The 17,725-nt window shown below is 73.9% G+C and carries 18 protein-coding genes; 9 read left to right on the top strand and 9 right to left on the bottom strand.

The annotated features are described in order from the left end of the window. Positions 1-5 precede the first annotated feature (5 nt). A complete protein-coding gene (locus tag PKE99_RS13715) occupies positions 6-677 on the top strand; it encodes a GntR family transcriptional regulator (protein ID WP_037048458.1) in 672 nt (223 codons plus the stop codon). A gap of 13 nt (positions 678-690) precedes the next feature. On the opposite strand, the gene PKE99_RS13710 is transcribed toward PKE99_RS13715, so the two are convergent. Beyond that, positions 691-1,647, bottom strand: a complete 957-nt coding sequence (locus PKE99_RS13710; protein ID WP_037048461.1) for an SDR family NAD(P)-dependent oxidoreductase — start codon at positions 1,645-1,647, stop codon at positions 691-693. 127 nt (positions 1,648-1,774) lie between these two features. On the opposite strand from PKE99_RS13710, the gene PKE99_RS13705 reads away from it, so the two are divergent. Beyond that, the gene (locus PKE99_RS13705; protein ID WP_051737758.1) at positions 1,775-2,371 is read left to right on the top strand and encodes a TetR/AcrR family transcriptional regulator; all 597 of its coding nucleotides are present in this window, start codon (positions 1,775-1,777) and stop codon (positions 2,369-2,371) included. Positions 2,372-2,388: 17 nt separating this feature from the next. Here the strand turns inward: PKE99_RS13705 and PKE99_RS13700 are convergent, their stop codons facing one another. Next, on the bottom strand, positions 2,389-3,348 hold the full coding sequence (locus PKE99_RS13700; protein ID WP_037048463.1) for an LLM class F420-dependent oxidoreductase: 960 nt from the start codon (positions 3,346-3,348) through the stop codon (positions 2,389-2,391). 38 nt (positions 3,349-3,386) lie between these two features. Further along, the gene (locus tag PKE99_RS13695) at positions 3,387-3,854 is read right to left on the bottom strand and encodes a DnaJ family domain-containing protein (RefSeq protein ID WP_037048465.1); all 468 of its coding nucleotides are present in this window, start codon (positions 3,852-3,854) and stop codon (positions 3,387-3,389) included. An 81-nt stretch (positions 3,855-3,935) separates the two neighbouring features. Here PKE99_RS13695 and PKE99_RS13690 point away from each other — a divergent pair, with 81 nt between their 5' ends. Then, positions 3,936-4,451 (top strand): pyridoxamine 5'-phosphate oxidase family protein, encoded by a 516-nt coding sequence (locus tag PKE99_RS13690; RefSeq protein WP_037048468.1) that lies wholly within the window; start codon positions 3,936-3,938, stop codon positions 4,449-4,451. 61 nt (positions 4,452-4,512) lie between these two features. On the opposite strand, the gene PKE99_RS13685 is transcribed toward PKE99_RS13690, so the two are convergent. Further along, positions 4,513-5,538 carry an LLM class F420-dependent oxidoreductase gene (locus tag PKE99_RS13685; RefSeq protein WP_037048471.1) on the bottom strand — a complete coding sequence of 342 codons (1,026 nt, stop codon included), beginning with the start codon at positions 5,536-5,538 and terminating at the stop codon, positions 4,513-4,515. Positions 5,539-5,655: 117 nt separating this feature from the next. On the opposite strand from PKE99_RS13685, the gene PKE99_RS13680 reads away from it, so the two are divergent. Continuing rightward, a complete protein-coding gene (locus tag PKE99_RS13680; protein WP_037048473.1) occupies positions 5,656-6,297 on the top strand; it encodes a DUF937 domain-containing protein in 642 nt (213 codons plus the stop codon). On the opposite strand, the gene PKE99_RS13675 is transcribed toward PKE99_RS13680, so the two are convergent. From PKE99_RS13675 to PKE99_RS13665, 3 genes are all read right to left on the bottom strand, one after another. Continuing rightward, complete coding sequence (locus PKE99_RS13675; RefSeq protein ID WP_037048477.1) at positions 6,294-6,578, bottom strand: putative quinol monooxygenase; 285 nt, start codon at positions 6,576-6,578, stop codon at positions 6,294-6,296. The genes PKE99_RS13680 and PKE99_RS13675 overlap by 4 nt on opposite strands. Positions 6,579-6,607: 29 nt before the next feature. Further along, positions 6,608-8,170, bottom strand: coding sequence for a long-chain-fatty-acid--CoA ligase (locus PKE99_RS13670; protein ID WP_037048478.1), 1,563 nt, complete (start codon positions 8,168-8,170; stop codon positions 6,608-6,610). Between the two features lie 85 nt (positions 8,171-8,255). Beyond that, on the bottom strand, positions 8,256-9,383 hold the full coding sequence (locus PKE99_RS13665; protein WP_037048480.1) for an NDMA-dependent alcohol dehydrogenase: 1,128 nt from the start codon (positions 9,381-9,383) through the stop codon (positions 8,256-8,258). Between the two features lie 266 nt (positions 9,384-9,649). Between PKE99_RS13665 and PKE99_RS13660 the strand changes: the two genes are divergently transcribed. Continuing rightward, entirely contained in the window at positions 9,650-11,116 is a 1,467-nt protein-coding gene (locus PKE99_RS13660; protein ID WP_051737759.1) for a SulP family inorganic anion transporter, read from the top strand. Position 11,117: 1 nt separating this feature from the next. Here the strand turns inward: PKE99_RS13660 and PKE99_RS13655 are convergent, their stop codons facing one another. Further along, positions 11,118-12,191 (bottom strand): YeiH family protein, encoded by a 1,074-nt coding sequence (locus tag PKE99_RS13655; RefSeq protein ID WP_037048483.1) that lies wholly within the window; start codon positions 12,189-12,191, stop codon positions 11,118-11,120. 167 nt (positions 12,192-12,358) lie between these two features. On the opposite strand from PKE99_RS13655, the gene PKE99_RS13650 reads away from it, so the two are divergent. Continuing rightward, on the top strand, positions 12,359-13,723 hold the full coding sequence (locus PKE99_RS13650; RefSeq protein WP_197040726.1) for an MFS transporter: 1,365 nt from the start codon (positions 12,359-12,361) through the stop codon (positions 13,721-13,723). A 55-nt stretch (positions 13,724-13,778) separates the two neighbouring features. Further along, on the top strand, positions 13,779-14,765 hold the full coding sequence (locus PKE99_RS13645; RefSeq protein ID WP_037048489.1) for a TIGR03617 family F420-dependent LLM class oxidoreductase: 987 nt from the start codon (positions 13,779-13,781) through the stop codon (positions 14,763-14,765). Positions 14,766-14,797: 32 nt separating this feature from the next. On the opposite strand, the gene PKE99_RS13640 is transcribed toward PKE99_RS13645, so the two are convergent. Next, on the bottom strand, positions 14,798-15,574 hold the full coding sequence (locus PKE99_RS13640; RefSeq protein WP_037048492.1) for a nucleoside phosphorylase: 777 nt from the start codon (positions 15,572-15,574) through the stop codon (positions 14,798-14,800). Positions 15,575-15,677: 103 nt separating this feature from the next. On the opposite strand from PKE99_RS13640, the gene PKE99_RS13635 reads away from it, so the two are divergent. Together PKE99_RS13635 and PKE99_RS13630 are read left to right on the top strand one after the other, a co-directional pair. Continuing rightward, the gene (locus PKE99_RS13635; protein ID WP_037048495.1) at positions 15,678-16,196 is read left to right on the top strand and encodes a VOC family protein; all 519 of its coding nucleotides are present in this window, start codon (positions 15,678-15,680) and stop codon (positions 16,194-16,196) included. A gap of 438 nt (positions 16,197-16,634) precedes the next feature. Further along, positions 16,635-17,654, top strand: coding sequence for an LCP family protein (locus PKE99_RS13630; RefSeq protein WP_037048498.1), 1,020 nt, complete (start codon positions 16,635-16,637; stop codon positions 17,652-17,654). Positions 17,655-17,725 lie beyond the last annotated feature (71 nt).

Raw genomic sequence — 17,725 nt, 5'->3', positions numbered from 1 at the left:
CCGGGATGGCGATCCCGGTGGGGACGGAGCGGCGCCAGCTGTCCGAGCACGTCGCGATGGTCGTTCGCGAGGCGATCATGTCCGGGGAGCTCCGCGGGGCGGACTACCTGCGCACCGAGCAGCTCGCCGAGCGGCTCGGGGTGAGCGCCACGCCGGTGCGCGAGGCGCTGATGGTGCTGCACAGCGAGGGCGCGGTGCGCTGGGAGCCCCGGCGCGGGTTCCGGGTGGTGCCGCTGACCGAGCGGGACGTCGTGGACATGTTCGCAGTGGCCGCGTTCATCGAGGGCGAGCTGGCGGCGCGGGCCGTGGACCTGCTGACCGACGCCGACGTCCGCCGGCTGCACGAGCTGCAGGCCGGGCTGGTCGACGCCGCCCGCGCCGGCGATCCCGACGAGGTCTTCCGGGTCAATCACGAGATCCACTCGGCGATCAACCGGCCGGGCCTCTCGGCGCGGCTGCAGACCCAGCTGACGATGTCGCTCAAGTACCTGCCGCGCAGCCACTACGGCCGGGTCGACGGGTGGGTGAAGGCTTCGGTCCGCGACCACGGCCCGGTGCTCGCGGCGCTGGCCGCCCGCGACGCGGGGGCGGCGCGGGCGGCCATGCGCGACCACATGCTGCACATCGGCGAGCTGCTGCGGGTCCACCTCGAACGGGCGGGAGTGTTCACACCCTGAGGCGGAGCGCCCCTCACACCCTGATGGTCGCCATGGAGACGTCCCACAGCCGCTCGGCGGACTCGGGGTCCACGGCGTAGTCCGCGACACCCCGGTAGGTACCCGGCACGTGCGGGCCGGCCTCGGCGCAGTCCTCGAAGTACCGCCCGCCGATGCCCTCCACCAGCGGCGACGCGGCGAGCAGCACCGAGGTCGCGGCCCCCTGCTCCGGCGTCTTCCAGCCCGTCGCGGCGCCCCGCTGCTCCAGCGACGTGAGCTCGGCCGGGCGGAGGTGGCGCTGCAGGTTCGTACGGATCCCGCCCGGGCTGAGGGCGTTGACGTGGATCCCGTCGCCGCCCCACTGCCGGTTGGCCTGCACCGCGAACAGCACGTTCGCGGTCTTGGACTGCCCGTACGCGGTCCACGGGTCGTAGTCCCGGCCGTGGTAGTGGACGTCGTCGAACACGATCGGCGAGCGCAGGTGCGCCGCCGACGACACCGACACCACCCGCGCCCCGTCCGCGGCGACGAGCGCCGGGAACAGGCCGGTGGCCAGGGCGAAGTGCCCGAGGTGGTTGGTCGCGAACTGCAGCTCCCAGTGCTCCGCGGTGCGGGTCAGCGGTGCGGCCATGACCCCGGCGTTGAGGACCAGCATGTGGAGCGGGCCGTCCCAGTTGGCCACGAAGGCCCGGATGGACGTGCGGTCGGTGAGGTCGAGCCGGGCGACCGAGACGAGCTCGTTGTCGGTGACCCGGGTGATCTCGGCGGCGGTGGCGGCCCCCGCGTCGAGGTCGCGCACGGCGAGCGTCACGCAGGCGCCGGCGGAGGCGAGCGCGCGGGCGGTCTCGAGGCCGATGCCGGAGGCCGCGCCGGTGACGACGGCGCGGCGGCCGCCCAGGTCGAGGCCGGCGACGACCTCGGCGGCGGTGGTGTCGGCCCCGAACGGGCCGGTGAAGGGGCGGGAGATCGAGGGGGTGAACGTGACGGTCATGGGAACCCCTTCCGCGAGAATCGTGGCACGCCCGGCGAGTGCGCCCGGGCGCGTACAGTGCAACCGGAGCTGCCTCCGGTCCGAACCCGGGTGAACCGGAGGCTGTTCCGGTTGACAGGAGACAGTGATGCAGGTCACAACTGGCGGCGACGCGCCGGCGGAGTCGGGACGGCCGCTGCGCGCGGACGCGCGGCGCAACCGCGAACGGCTGCTCCAGGTGGCCGTCGAGGCCTTCTCCCAGCCCGGCCGGGACGTGTCGCTGGAGGGCATCGCGAAGGCGGCGGGCGTCGGGATCGGCACGCTCTACCGGCACTTCCCCACGCGGGAGGCCCTGGTCGAGGCGGCCTACCGCAGTGAGGTGGCCCGGCTGTGCGACGCGGTCCCGGGCCTGCTCGAAGCCGAGCCGCCGGACCGCGCGATGCGGACCTGGATGGACCGCTTCGTCGACTACATGACGGCCAAGCGCGGCATGGCGGACACCCTGCGGGCGATCGTCGCGACCGGAGGCAACCCGTACGCCGAGACCAAGGCGCGGATGCGCGAGGCCGTCGGCTCCTTCCTCGAGGCCGGCGCGAAGGAGGGCACCCTGCGCTCGGACGTCGACCCCGGGGACGTGATCGCCGCGCTGTCCGGGATCACGCTGTCCGCCGGTGCGCCCGAGCAGCGCGAGCAGGCCGGCCGGCTGCTCGACCTGGTCATGGACGGGCTGCGCCCCCGCAACTGAGCCACCGGGCTACCGGGCTACTGCGGCGCCAGGGCCTCGACGGTCGCGACCGGGTCCCCGCCGCCGAGCGGCGCCAGCACCGGCGTGCTCACCCCCGCCTTCACGTACTCCTCCACCTGCTCGCGCACCGCGGCGGCGGGACCGTGCAGCACCAGCCGGTCGACGACGTCGTCGGGGATGGCCTCGACGGCACCGCGCCGGTCCCCGTCCGCCCAGAGCTTCCACATCGGCCCGAGCTCGGTGCGGCCCAGCCACTGGTGGAAGGCGCGGTAGACCGGGACGTTGAGGTACGCGGCGGCGAGCCGGCGGCCGAGCGCGCGGGCCTCGTCCGGCTCGGCGTCGGGCACCACGAAGATCCGGGCCACGATCTCGGCGTCGGGCTTGCCGTACTCGCGCACGTGCGGGGCGACGGCCCGGACGTCGTCGGCCGTGAGCCAGTTGACGATCGCGCCGTCGCCCTCCCGGCCGGCGAGCCGCAGCATCCCGGGCCGCAGCGCCGCGACCAGCACCGGCGGCACCGGGTCGGGCACCTCGCCCAGCCGGAACCCGCGGATCGAGAACGACGCCCAGTCCTCGGCCACCCGCTCGCCGGTGAACGCCGCGCGGAGGAACCGCAGGGTGTCCCGCACCCGCCCGTAGGGCTCGTCGAAGGGGATGCCGTTCCAGCCCTCCACGATCACGTCGGACGAGCTGCCGATGCCGAGCGCGAACCGGCCGGGCGCCAGGTTGGCGAGGGTGGCCGCGGACTGCGCGAGGAGGGCCGGGCCGCGGGTGAAGGCCGGCACGATCGCGGTGCCCAGCCGCAGCGCCGGGGCCCACTGCGCGGCCAGGACCAGCGGGGTGAACGCGTCGGTCCGGTCCGCCTCGGCGCTCCAGACGTCCGTGTAGCCGAGGTCGGGGAGCCGTTCGACCACCGCGCGTTGCTCGCGGAGCGGGAGGCCGGAGAGCGGCAGGGTGATGCCCCAGCGGTCGGGCACGAGGTACCTCCACGAGCGACGGTGATCTTCTCCCGACGCTAGTTCGCCCGTGCCCCCCGGCGCCACCACCGGCTCCGCCGCGGTGCGGGCGTCTCCCGTGCGCGGGCCTGCCGCAGGGCGGCCGAACGCGCCTCCCGGTGGGCCCGCCAGGCCTCCGCGACGGCGTCGGGATCGGCGCGGCGCAGCGGCAACCGCGGCCCGTCCGGGGCGCGCAGACAGGTGGCGATGCGGGTGTTCAGCTCGGCGACGAGATCGCGCACGGCCTGCTCGGTCGGCAGGTCACGAACCGTCTCCGGCAGCCGCTCGACCTCCTTGCGGAGCTGGACCGGGGTGGGCAGCAGCGCGTCGGACGGCACGCCCTCGCGCCGCAGGTAGCCCTTGATCCACCAGTTCTCGTCCGCGTCGGCCAGGTTCGGCAGCGGCCGGCCCTTGCCGGGCAGGTCGTCGAACTCGCCGCGTTCCACGGCCTCGCGGATGGCCTTCTCGACGGCGGACTCGTACCTCATGGAGCACCCCCGGCTCCACGGTAGGCGATGAGTTCCGGGCGTGGCGGCGGTCCATCCGACGACGACCCGAGGAGGCCCGCCATGACCCGCACGCTCGAGCCGGTGACCGAGTTCGACGGCCGCTACAGCGAGCCCGCCGCCCAGCCGACGCCGTGGGCGACCGCCCGCGCGCGGCTCGCCGACGCGCCGTTGTACTGGGTCTCGACGGTCCGGCCCGGCGGCCGCCGCCCGCACGTCACGCCGCTGATCGCGGTGTGGCACGAGGGGGCGCTGCACTTCTGCACCGGGGCGGGGGAGCGCAAGGCCCGCAACCTCGCGGAGACCCCGGGCTGCGTGGTCACGACCGGCTGCAACGACCTGGACCGGGGGCTCGACGTCGTCGTCGAGGGCGAGGCGGTGCGCGTCACGGACACCGCGGCGCTGCAGGCCGTCGCCGACGCCTACGTCGCGAAGTACGGCGAGGAGTGGCACTTCGACGTCGCGGACGACGGCACCTTCGTCGGCGACGGCGGCCCCGCCCTGGTGTTCGCCGTGGCCCCCGAGGCGGTGTGGGCCTTCGCCAAGGGCACCTACGGCCAGACCCGGTACCGCTTCTGACCCCGCTCCCCCCGGTGAACGGCGCTCTCGCTCAGACCTCTCGAGCGAATGCGCCGCCCGCTCAGGACAGCGCGTCGGCCACGGCCTCGAGGCCGCGCGGGTCCCCCTGCACGAGGATCGTGTCGACGACGGTCTCCTCCCAGGCGGGGAGCTCCGCGCGGATCTTCTCCTTCGGCCCGACCAGCGCGACGTCCTCGACCATCGCCGTGGGCACCGCGGCCACCGCCTCCTTCTTGCGGCCCTCCAGGTACAGCTCCTGGATCCGGGCGCACTCGGCCTCCCAGCCCATCCGGACGAAGACCTGGTTGTGGAAGTTGGCGTCCTTGGCGCCCATCCCGCCGACGTAGAGGGCGAGGAAGGGCCGGACGTGGTCGGCGGCGCGCTCGACGTCCGCGTCGACGATCACGGGCAGGGAGGCCTGGACCCGGAAGTCGTCCGCCGTGCGGCGCGCCCCGGGGCGGGCGAAGCCCTCGGCGAGGGCGTCGCGGTAGAACGCGTCGGCCTTGGGGGAGAAGAAGAGCGGCAGCCAGCCGTCCGCGATCTCGGCGGCCAGCGCGACGTTCTTCGGGCCCTCGGCGGCCAGGTGGATCGGCAGGTCCGGGCGCACGGGGTGGACGGTCGAGCGCAGCGGCTTGCCCAGGCCGGCGCCGCCGTCGACCGGCAGCCGGTAGAACTCGCCGTCGAAGGCCACGGGCTCCTCGCGGGCCAGCACCTTCCGCACGATCGCGATGTACTCGCGGGTGCGGGCCAGCGGCCGCGGGTAGCGCTGCCCGTACCAGCCCTCCACGACCTGCGGGCCCGACGCGCCGAGGCCCAACACGAACCGGCCGCCGGAGAGGTGGTCCATGGTCAGCGCGGCCATCGCGGCGGCGGTCGGGGTGCGCGCCGACATCTGCAGGATGTTGGTCCCCAGCGTGATCCGGCTGGTCGCGGCGCCCCACCAGGCCAGCGGGGTGAGGCAGTCCGAGCCGTACGCCTCGGCCGACCACACCGACTCGTAGCCCAGCCGCTCGGCGGCCAGCACCGACTCCTGCGCACCCGGCGGCGGGCCCGAGGACCAGTAGCCGATGTGGAACCCCAGCCGCATGACGCCTCCTCGTGTCTCGCCGCGGAACCTACCCGGGGTCCTGTGGACACCCCTGTGGTCGGTCCCGGACGACGAACGGGGCGCGCGGACCACGGGACCGCCGCTAGTCTCCGCCGCATGAGCCCGGTCGACGAGATCCTCGCCCAGGTTCCGCTCGGAGACCTCGCGGCCCGCCTGGGCGTCGACGAGGCCACCGCGGAACACGCCGCCCGTCAGGCGCTGCCGGCCCTGCTCGGCGGCATCCAGGCCAACGCGGAGGACCCCGCGGGGGCCGCCTCCCTCGCGCACGCGGTGCAGCAGCACGACTCCGGCCTGATCGACGGCGGGGTGGACCTCGGACAGGTCGACACCACGGACGGCGACCGGATCGTCGGGCACGTGTTCGGCGAGCAGCGCCCGGTGGTCGTCAACCAGCTGGGCGGGCTCGGCCCGCTCGGCGGGAGCCCCGGCGGCGGGGCCGCGGCCCCCGGCGCGCAGGGCGCGCTCGGCGGGCAGGACGGCTCCGGCCTGATCGCGAAGCTGCTGCCGATCCTCGCCCCGATCGTGATGTCCTACCTGGCCAAGAAGCTGGCCGGCGGGTCCGCGGGCACGGGCGGCCTGTCCGGGTCCGGCGCGGGCTCGGGTGGCGGTCTCGGGGACCTGCTCGGCGGGATCCTCGGCGGCGGCGCGGGCGGGCAGTCCGGCCAGGGCGGGATCCTCGGCGGCGGGCTGGGTGACCTCCTCGGCGGCCTGCTCGGCGGCGGCCGCAAGTCTCCCTAGGGATCGCCCACTGCGGAGATCGTGTACCGCTTCACGTCCGCGTCGAGGATCTGCGCCTGCTGGCCCTCGGAGGGCCCGCCGCCCCGGAAGGCGAGCAGCGGCTCCTCCGCCGTCCAGCGCTCGTAGACGTTCACCCTGCCCGGGTCGAGCACGTCCGCGGTGATGGAGAAGTCCAGGCAGCCCTCGGCCGCCCGGGCGAGCTCCACGACCTGCGCACATCCGGCGACGTAGCCGTCCCGCTCGGCGGGGTCGACGACGAGGTGTCCCGCGACGATCAGCATGTCCTTCTGACCGTCGCGGGACCCCGGACTCATCGCACGCGGTCGCGCAGCACCGGCTTGAGGACCTTGCCCGACGCGTTGCGGGGCAGCGCGTCGAGCACCAGCACCCGGGTCGGCTTCTTGTACGAGGCGAGCCGGGTGCGGCACCACTCGGTGAGGTCGTCGAGCGACGGCGGGGCGGCCGGGTCCAGCGGCACGACCACGGCGACCGGGGTCTCGCCCCACTTCTCGTGCGGCGCGGCGACCACGGCGACGTCGGCCACCCCGGGGTGCGCGGCCAGGACGTTCTCGACCTCGGCGCAGTAGATGTTCTCCCCGCCGGAGATGATCATGTCCTTCTTGCGGTCGACGACGTAGAGGAAGCCCTCCTCGTCCTCCCGCACCAGGTCGCCGGAGTGGAACCAGCCGCCGGCGAACGCGTCCGCCGTGGCCTCCGGCAGGTTCCAGTAGCCGGCCATCAGGTTCGGGCCGCGGTAGACGATCTCGCCGATCTCGCCCTGCGCGACGTCCTTCATCTCGTCGTCGACGATCCGGATGGACACGGCCGGGACCGGCTTGCCCACGGACCCGATCTTGCGGATCGCGTCCTCGCCCTCCAGCACCGTGGTGACCGGGGACATCTCGGTCTGGCCGAAGGTGCAGACGTTGGGCACGCCCGGGAAGGTCTCGGCCATCCGCTCCAGCAGGGTGACCGACGCCGGGGCCGCGCCCCAGCACATGACGCGCAGGTGGGCGGCCCGCGCACCGGCGTCGGGCACGGCGACCACGGCCTGCCACTGTGCCGGGACGAGGAACACGTGCGTGACCCGTTCGCGCTGCAGGACGTCGAGCAGCCCGTCCGGGTCGAACTGGCCGCTGGGCAGGATCACCGTGGTGCCGCCGGTCGCGATGAGCGGAGCGATCCCGCCGATCGCCGCGATGTGGAACATCGGCGAGGCGCAGAGGTTGACCTCGTCGTCCCGGTAGAGGCGCCAGTAGCGGATCAGCGTCTGCGTCTGCACCGACAGGTTGAGGTGGCTGAGTACCGCGCCCTTCGGCCGCCCGGTGGTGCCGGACGTGTACATGATCAGCGCCGGGTCGTGCTCGTCGATCGCGATCTCGGGCAGCGGGCGCTCCGGCCCGGCGGCCAGCTCGTCGAACGACAGCGAGCCGGGGCCCGCGTCGGCGGGATCGGTCCCGGTGACCAGCACGACGGCCGGGCCCGCGAGCGTGCCGCGGACCTGCGCCGCGAGCGGGGCGAGGTCGGCGTCGACGGCCAGCGCGACGGAGCCGCTGTCGCCGAGGATGAACGCGACCTCCTCGGCGGAGAGCCGGAAGTTCACCGGCACCGCGATGGCGCGCAGCGCGTTCGCGGCGAGCACGGCCTCCAGGAACTCGGGCCGGTTGCTCATCAGCACCGCCACCCGGTCGCCCTCGCGGACCCCCTGCTCGGCCAGCGCCCCGGCCAGCGCACGCACCCGCGACCGCAGCTGCGCCCAGGTGATCCGCTCGCCGCGGAAGACCAGGGCGGCGCGGTCGGGTGTCTGGTGGGCGTGCCGGTCGATCTGCGCGATCCAGTGCTGGCCGCTGCCGGGCAGTCGCGGGGACGTCATCGTTCTCCTGAGGTCGCCTGGACGTGGGTCATCCTCCGGCGGCGGGAGCGGCCCGCCGCCGGAGGAGAGCTTGCCTGACCGCGGTCTACCAGTCGGCCTCGGTGTAGCGGACGACTCCGCGCAGGTTCTGCCCGTCGCGCATGTCCTGGTAGCCCTGGTTGATCTCCTCCAGGGTGTACGTGCGGGTCACGAGCTCGTCGAGCTTGAGCCGGCCCGCGCGGTACTCGTCGAGCAGCCGCGGGATCTGGGTGCGCGGGCTGATCCCGCCGAAGATCGCGCCCTGGATCCGCTTCTGCAGCAGGGCCAGCTCGAACAGCCCGACCTTCGCGTCGACCTGCTGCATGTCCGCGATCGCCGTGACGACGACCTGGCCGCCCTTCGCCGTGAGGTCCAGCGCGGGCTGGATCATGTCGCCCTCGAGCTCACCGACGGTCAGCGCCACGGTGTCGGCCATGGTGCCCCAGGTGAGGTCGCGCAGCGGCTCGAGCGCCTCGGCCATGGAGGAGAAGGTGTGGGTGGCGCCGAACTCCTGGGCCCACTCGCGCTTGTAGGCCACCGGGTCGACCGCGACGACCATGCGCGCGCCGGCCGCCGCGGCGCCCTGCACCGCGTTGATCCCGACGCCGCCGACGCCGACGACCACCACGACGTCGCCGGCCTTGGTGCCGCCGATCGAGGCGGTGGAGCCCCAGCCGGTGGAGACGCCGCAGCCGAGCAGGGCCGCGGTGGCCAGGTCGACGTCCTTCTCGATCTTGATCACGGACGACTGGTTCACGCAGACGTACGGCGAGAACGTCCCGAGCAGGCACATCGGCGACACCGGGTTGCCCGACGCGGTGATCCGGAAGGTGTCGTCGGCGATCGCCTTGCCGGTCAGCAGGTTCGCGCCCTGGTCGCAGAGGTTCTGCATGCCCTTCGAACAAGGCTTGCAGACGCCGCAGGCGGGGATGAAGCCGAGGACGACGTGGTCGCCCTCCTCCAGCCCGACGACGCCCGGGCCCACCCGGGTCACCACGCCGGCGCCCTCGTGCCCGCCGAGGACGGGGTACACGGGCACGGTGTTGGCCCCGGTGCGGACGTGCTCGTCGGAGTGGCAGAGGCCGGTGGCGGCGAGCCGGACCTGCACCTCGCCCGCGACCGGGTCCCCGATCTCGATCTCCTCGACCTTCCAGTCGGTGTTCGGCTCGTACAGCAGTGCACCCTTGGTCTTCACACTTCCTCCGACGCTGGGGGGTCTCGGACGACCGCGCGAGTCTCACATGACGGCGACGTCACACTCAAGGCCCTTCTTATCGATCGTTCAGGGCCGGACGACCGTACGGGCGGCGTCGGGTCGGTCACACCGGTTCGCCCGCAACGCCCCGCGCACCCTTAGCGTCACCCGTGCGCGGTTCGCGCACTCCAGCTCTCCCCGCACTCACGCCGCAGCCTCCGCACCGTCGCCGACCGCTGCCCGGCGACGACCCGTGAAGGCCGCCCGTGTCCCGTCCTGCCCTGTCCGCCCCGCCTGCCCTGGCTGCGCTGACGAAGCCCGCCGTCCTGCGCACCGAGGTGCTGTCCGGCCTCGTGGTCGCGCTCGCCCTCATCCCGGAGGCGATCGCCTTCTCCCTCATCGCCGGCGTCGAGCCGCAGGTGGGGCTGTTCGCCTCGTTCACCATGGCCGTGACGATCGCGGTGGTCGGCGGTCGCCCCGCGATGATCTCCGCGGCGACCGGGGCGGTGGCTCTCGTCGTGGCCCCGCTGGTGCGCGACCACGGGCTGCCGTACCTGGTCGCCGCCGTGATCCTGGCCGGGGTGCTGCAGGTGGTGTTCGGGCTGCTGGGGGTGGCGAAGCTGATGCGCTTCCTGCCGCGCAGCGTGATGGTCGGCTTCGTCAACGCGCTCGCGATCCTCATCGCGGCCGCGCAGTTCCCGCAGGTGTGGGGCGTGCCCTGGGCGGTCTACCCGCTGCTGGCCGTCGGCCTGGCGATCATGGTCCTGCTGCCCCGGCTCACCACGGTGGTGCCGGCGCCGCTCGTCGCGATCGTCGTGCTCACCGCCGTCACCGTCGGCGCCGGGATCTCCGTGCCCACCGTCGGCGACCAGGGAGCCCTGCCGTCCACGCTCCCGGTGCCGGGCCTGCCCGACGTGCCCCTGAGCTGGGAGACGCTGCGCATCATCGCGCCGTACGCGCTCGGGATGGCGCTGGTCGGGCTGCTCGAGTCGCTGATGACCGCGCGGCTCGTCGACGAGATCACCGACACGCGCTCCGACGCCCGCCGCGAGTCCTGGGGTCAGGGCGTGGCCAACGTCGTCACCGGGATCTTCGGCGGCATGGGCGGCTGCGCGATGATCGGCCAGACGATGATCAACGTCCGGGCCGGCGCCCGCACCCGGCTGTCCACCTTCCTCGCCGGCCTGTTCCTGCTCGTGCTCTGCGTGGTCCTCGGCCCGGTCGTCGCGCGGATCCCGATGGCCGCCCTCGCCGGCGTCATGATCATGGTGGCGGTGGGGACCTTCGACTGGCACAGTCTCCGCACGCTGCGCGGCATGCCGCGCAGCGAGACGGCGGTGATGCTCGCGACGGTGGTGGTCACCGTCGCGACCCACAACCTGGCCTACGGCGTCGGGGTGGGGGTCGTCGTGGCCGCGCTGCTGTTCGTGCGGCGCGTCGCCCGGCTCGTCGAGATCGACCGGGAGGCCGACGAGGAGCGGGTGGTCTACCGCGTCCGCGGCCAGCTGTTCTTCGCCTCCAGCAACGACCTCGTGCTCCGCTTCGCCTACGCCGACGACCCCGCGGAGGTCACGATCGACCTCTCCGGCGCGCACGTCTGGGACGCCTCCACGGTGGCCGTGCTCGACGCCGTCGCGCAGAAGTACGCGGCCCGCGGGACCGAGGTGACGATCACCGGGATGAACGCCGACAGCGCACGCCGGCACGAGGCCCTGGCGGGGCGGCTCGCCTGAGCTACAGCGCGCCGGTGGCGGCCTGCAGGCCCAGGCTCGACGCGGCCACGGCGACCCAGAGCAGCCCGCCGAGCAGGAGCGGGCGGAACCCGGCGGCGCGCATGTCGGCGAACCGGAGGGTGAGGCCGATGCCGGCCAGCGCCGTCGTCAGGAGGAAGGTTCCGAGCAGGGCGAGGCCCGCGTGCCAGCCCACCGGGACCAGGCCGAGGCTCTGCGCGCCGGCGGCGAGGAGGAAGCCGACCAGGAACAGCGGGACGACCTTCCGCCACGGCACCGGGCGGATGTCGCCGGTCCGGCGCCCGCGCAGCAGCGCCAGGGCCAGCACCACCGGCACGATCATCAGGGTTCTCGTCAGCTTGACGACGATTCCCTCCTGCGCTGCCTCCGGCCCGTAGGAGACGGCCGCCGCGACCACGGACGAGGTGTCGTTGATCGCCGTCCCGGCCCAGAGGCCGAACGCCGTCTGGTCCATCGCCAGCGCGTGCCCGACCACCGGGAAGAGCAGCACGGCGGCCACGTTGAAGGTCACGATCGTGCCGACCGCGTAGGCGAGGTCGGTCCGCCGGGGCTCGATCACCGAGGCGACCGCGGCGATCGCCGAGGCCCCGCAGATGCCGGTCCCGACCGAGACCAGGGTGCGGGTGTCACCGGTGACGCCGAGCAGCCGGCCGAGCAGCCAGCCTCCGCCGAGGGCCACCGCGAGCGTGCCGAGCATGACCGGGAGCGAGCCGAGCCCGACGCGCACCACCTGCTGCAGCGAGAGGCCGGTCCCGAGCACGACGATCGACGCCTGCAGCAGCGGCCGGGCGGCCACGGCCAGGCCCGGGGCGAGGACCCGGCCCGGGCGGACCACCGCGCCGACCAGCGCGCCGAGCACGATCCCGAGCACCGGCCCGCCGAGCACCGGGACGAGCCGGCCGATGCCGGTGGCGGCCGCGGCGACCAGCAGGGCGAGCGCGAGACCCGGGCCGACGCGGCGGACGGCCCGCCCGGCACGGCCGAGACCCGCGGCGGCGGAGCCGACCAGCCCCGCGTGGGGATGACCAGGTGTCCAGCCGGCCGACCAGCTGCTCATGTCTCTCCCCTCGGGACGGCTGCACAAAATGTACGGACATTAAGGGGCTGTGGCAAGGGGCGGGGCCGAAAGCAGATCGCAAGGTGATCCACCCTGCGTGAACTGATTCACGGTGCAACACTTCCGCTCGTCACACCGCCGGACCGGGAGAGGCCGCCATGGCCACCATGGGTTCACAGTCAGTCACCGCGGAGCGCGTCGCGGGGGTGAACGCCCGGCTGGACCGGCTCCCGGTCTTCGGGCTCTCGCCCGTGGTGTTCGTCGTCGTCGGGGCGTCGTACTTCTTCACCTTCTACGACATCACCGCGATCGGGGTCACGCTGCCGGTGCTGGAGGAGCGGTTCGGGCTCAGCGGCGCGGACCTCGCCCTGCCGGTGACGACCAACCTCTTCGCCTACATCGTCGGCGCCTACGTCCTGTCCAGCCTCGCCGACTACATCGGCCGCCGGCGCGCGCTCGCGCTGTCGGTGGTGCTGCTGTCCGTCGGGGCCGTCCTCACCGCCCTGTCCTGGAGCGTGACCAGCCTGGCGATCTTCCGGGCCGTCACCGGGCTGGGGATGGGGGCGGAGATCGCGCTCGCCGCGACGATCATGACCGAGCTGTCCCCGCCGCGGCTGCGCGGGCGCGGCGTGGCGCTCAACGTCTTCTGGGGCGGCGTCGGGCTCGCGGCCGCGCCGTGGATCGGGCTCGGCCTGATCTCGTGGCTGCCCGCGGACATCGGCTGGCGGGTGGTGTTCGCCCTCGGTGCCCTCGCGATCGTCGTGCTGGTCTTCCTCACCGACCGCTGGGTGCCCGAGTCGCCGCGCTGGCTCGTGCTGCACGGCCGGCCCGACCGGGCGGACGGGCTGCTGGACCGCATGGAGACGCACGTCCGGGCGCGGGGACACACGCTGCCCGAGCCGCGTCCCGTCGCGGCCGAGGGGGACCTGTCCACCTTCCCGACCTGGGAGCTGCTGCGTCCGCCGTACCTCGGCCGGGTCGTCGTCGTGTTCCTGTTCTGGTTCTTCAGCTACATGGCCGCGTACGCCTACCTGGCCTACCTGCCGACGCTGCTGGAGGAGATGGGCGTCGGGAAGAGCCTGCTGTACAGCGCCATCGGCGACCTCGGCTTCCTCGTCGGCGGGTTCGTGTCCGTGCTGGTCATCGACCGCTGGAACCGCAAGCACTCGGCGGCCGCGGCCGGACTCGTCGGGATGCTCGGCATCACCCTGGTCGCGGTGAGCCACGGGCCGGGGCTGCTGATCGTCGGCGCGTTCCTCGCCGGGATCTGGATCATGGCGCCGGCGCTGGGCTACGCCTACACCTCGGAGGTGTTCCCGACGCGCGCCCGCGCCTCCGGCATGTCCATCGGCGACGGCCTGGGGCACCTCGGCGGGGCGGTGCAGCCCTACATCGTGGTCGCCGCGCTGGCGGCGTTCGGCCCGCGCGGCACGTTCGGGCTGATGGTCGGCATGATCGCGGTGGCCGCGTCGATCATCCTGTTCGGCGGGATCCGCACGGCCGGGGACTCGCTGAGCGACCTGGCCCGGTGACCCGGTCGACGCGGCCGTTGACCGGCCCGCCCGGCGCCGGGCAGAGTCGGCGCCCGTGAAGATCGACGCGCGGTTGCGGGACGGCCTCGAGCACGTGGCGGAGGACGCCCGGACCGCCGAGGACCTCGGCTTCGACGGCGCCTGGAACAGCGAGAACAAGGCGGACGCGTTCCTGCCGATCGCGGTCGGGGCCGAGCACACCACTAGGCTGGAGCTCGGCTCGTCCGTCGCGATCGCCTTCGCCCGGACGCCGATGACCGTGGCCTACCAGGCCGTGGACCTGCAGCGGTTCTCCCGCGGCCGGTTCGTGCTGGGCCTCGGCAGCCAGATCCGCCCGCACGTCCAGCGGCGGTTCTCGATGCCGTGGTCGAGGCCTGCGGCGCGGATGAAGGACTTCGTGATGGCGCTGCGGGCGATCTGGCACGCCTGGGACACGGGCGAGCGGCTGCACCACCGCAGCGAGTTCTACGACCACACCCTGATGACGCCGAACTTCGTGCCGCCCGAGAACCCGTACGGCCCGCCCGAGGTGTTCCTCGCCGCCGTCGGGCCGCACATGCTGCGGACCACGGCACAGGTGGCGGACGGGCTGTTCACGCACCCGTTCCTCACCGAGCGGTACCTGCGCGAGGTGATCCTCCCGGAGGTCGAGGAGCACCGCGGGGAGGGCCTGGCGCCGCTCGAGATCGCGCTGTCCGCCTTCGTCGCGCTCGACGAGGCCGACGTCGAGGCCGTCCGCCGGCAGATCTCCTTCTACGGCTCCACGCCCGCCTACCGCCCGGTGCTGGAGCTGCACGGCTGGGGCGACCTGCAGACCGACCTCAACACGCTCTCCAAGCGCGGGCGATGGGACGACATGGTCCCGCTCGTCACCGACGAGATCCTGGAGAGCATGTGCTCGATCGGGACCGAGAAGGAGATCGCCGCCGACCTGCGCCGCCGCTACGACGGCCTCGCCCACCGGGTCCGCTTCAACCGCCCCGGTGACACCTCCGGCCCCGCCCGCTTCGGCGGTCTCGTGGACGCCCTCCGCACCCCGTGAGTGCCGACTGCCCCTAGAGCGGCAGTTCGCGCTCACGACCCCCGGTGAGCTGCAGAGACGAGGCGCAGGGCCGCGTCGGCGGCGAGCTCGAAGAGGGCGGCGCGGATCTCGGCAGCCGTGGTCCATCCCCGGTGCTCCCACTCCTCGCCCGCGAGGGAGTCGCCGGCGAAGAGCAGGTGGGCGAGCCGGATCCCGCGGTACCGGGCGACCGCGATCAGCGCCGACGCCTCCATGTCGACCACCGCGCAGCCCTCGGCGACGCGCCGGGCGACCCGGCCGCGGGTCTCGCGGAACACGCCGTCCGTGGTCCAGGCGCGGGCGGTGACGTAGGGGACGTCGGCGGCGTCGAGCGTGCCGGTCAGCGCGGCGACGCCCGCGGGATCGGCCTCCACGACCCGGCCGGCGGGCAGGTAGTGGAAGGAGGTGCCCTCGTCCCGCAGGGCGCTGTCGACCACGACCGCGTGCCCGACGGTCAGCTCCGGCACGAGCGACCCGGCCCCGCCGACGGCCACCGCCGCCCGCACGCCGAGCGCGATCAGCTCCTCGAGGAAGATCGCCGACAACGGCGCCCCGACGCCGGGCTGGATCACCGCCAGCCGCCGCCCGTCCCGCTCGATCTCGTGCACCGGCCACGGCCCGAGCTCCGACGACAGGTGCACCGTCCGCACGGCGGGTACCGCGGCCACGACCTCCGGGAAGAAGCACAGCACCGCGGCCTCCGGCAGCCGCACCCGGCGGGGCACGACGCGGTGCGGCTCGAGCACCCCCGGGTCGGCCAGGTCGTCCTCGCAGAGGGGCAGCGGATCCACGGGCCGATCATGCCCCGCGGCGCTACCGTTTCCGGGAGCGGGCACGGAATGTTGCACGCTCAACAATCGTTGGACGGGGTACCACCGACGGAAGGGGAGTCCGATGCCGCAGCCCGAGGGAGCCGAGCTCGAGGCCATCCGCGCCCGACGCGCCGACCTGCGCGGAAAGTACCTCCAGGCACCCGCCGACCGCAGGCCGACGACCGTGCAGGGCGTCCACCACCTCGCGCTGATCTGCAAGGACGTCGAGGAGACCATCCGCTTCTACCAGGAGGTGCTGGGCTTCCCGCTCGTCGAGCTGGTGGAGAACCGCGACTACCGCGGCTCCAGCCACTTCTTCTTCGACATCGGCCACGGCAACCTGCTGGGCTTCTTCGACTTCCCGGGCCACGACCACCCGGACTTCAGCGAGACGATCGGCGCGGTGCAGCACCTCGCCCTCTCCACCTCGCCGGAGGAGTTCGAGCGCGCCAGGGCCCGGCTCGACGAGGCCGGCATCGACTACCTCGGCCCGGACCGCGGCGTCGAGAACAGCCTCTACATCCGGGACCCCAACGGTGTCGGGCTCGAGTTCTACCGCGAGGAGCTCGGCAAGTTCGAGGGCGAGGAGCTCCTCACGTGACCCGTTGATCCTTCCGGCCCGCCGCCGGCACCGGCCGGCGCGGGTTCCGGACCGTCGCGCAACCCCGGCCGCTCCCGCGCGTCCCATGGTTGAGGGACCGGTACGGCCCCTCGCTACCGTGGTCCGCGACCGGAGCGGACCGGCGACTCGCCGAGCGGAGCTTGCGGAGCGAGCATCGCCTCGAGCGGAGCGCACGGAGCGAGCCTCGACACCGACGGGACGGTGCAGGGACGGATGAACGGTGACCGACGCGGCCCTGCCGGGCCGCCGCCGGGCAGGGGCGCCCCGCCCCCGCGGCGCGGCGGCGGGCCGGGCTGGACCGCCCAGCCGGGGCGCCGTCCCGCGCCGCCGCCCCAGGGGCGTCCGATGCCACCGCCGGGCGCGAGGCCGTCGGGCCCGCCGCCGCGGCAGGGTCCACCGCCCCCGCAGAACACCCGGATGATGCCGTCGTCGGCCCCCGCGCCGGAGACGTACCGGCCGCCGGTCCGCACCCGCCCGCCGAAGCCGCCCCGGGCCCGCCGGCCCGGGCGGTGGGGGCGCCGCATCAAGATCGCCCTCGCGCTGATCCTCGTCGCCCTGATCGGGTGGGGCGTCTACCTCGACCAGAACCTCAACCGGGTCCAGGCGCTGCCCGCGGACAGCACCGCGGAGTCGTCGGGCACGAACTGGCTCATCGTCGGCTCGGACAGCCGCGCCGACCTCTCCGCCGAGGACGAGGAGCGGCTGGGCACGGGCGACGCCGCCGGCCAGCGCACCGACACGATCATGCTGCTGCACTCCGGCAGCTCCGGATCGGTGCTGGTCAGCCTGCCGCGCGACTCCTACGTGCCGATCCCGGGGCACGGCTCGAACAAGCTCAACGCCGCCTACGCCTTCGGCGGGGCGCCGCTGCTGATCAGTTCGGTCGAGGCCGCCACGGGGCTGCACATCGACCACTACGCGGAGATCGGGTTCGGCGGGTTCGTCGACGCCGTCGACGCGGTGGGCGGCGTCGACCTGTGCGTGCCGAAGGCGATCAAGGACCCGAAGGCGGCGCTGGACATCCAGGCCGGTTGCCAGGAGCTCGACGGGCAGACGGCGCTCGGTTACGTCCGCACGCGGGCGACGGCGGGCTCGGACTTCGACCGCGTGCAGCGGCAGCGCGAGTTCCTCTCGGCGCTGATCGCGAAGGCGACGAGCGTGGGCACGCTCGTCAACCCGTTCCGGGTGGTCCCGCTGGCCGACGCGATGACCGCCCTGCTCACGGTCGACGACAACGACCACATCTGGAACGTCGCCCAGCTCGGCCTGGCGATGCGCGGGGTGACCAACGGGGGCATCGCGACGACCGCGCCGGTCGGCAGCACGCCGACGATCGGCGGGCAGTCCGTGGTGCGCTGGGACAAGACCCGGGCGAGCGCGCTGTTCGGCGCGCTGCAGAAGGACCAGACGCCGGCGCAGAGCTCGCTCGGCCCCTGACCACGTCGTCGCAGGTCACCTGCGGTCGTGAGTGCGTACTGCCCCTCTAGCGGCAGTACGCACTCACGGGG

It is taken from the genome of Pseudonocardia halophobica (genome assembly GCF_027922425.1).
Classification (GTDB): Bacteria; Actinomycetota; Actinomycetes; order Mycobacteriales; family Pseudonocardiaceae; genus Pseudonocardia; species Pseudonocardia halophobica.
This window is presented reverse-complemented; position numbering and strand designations above follow the sequence as displayed.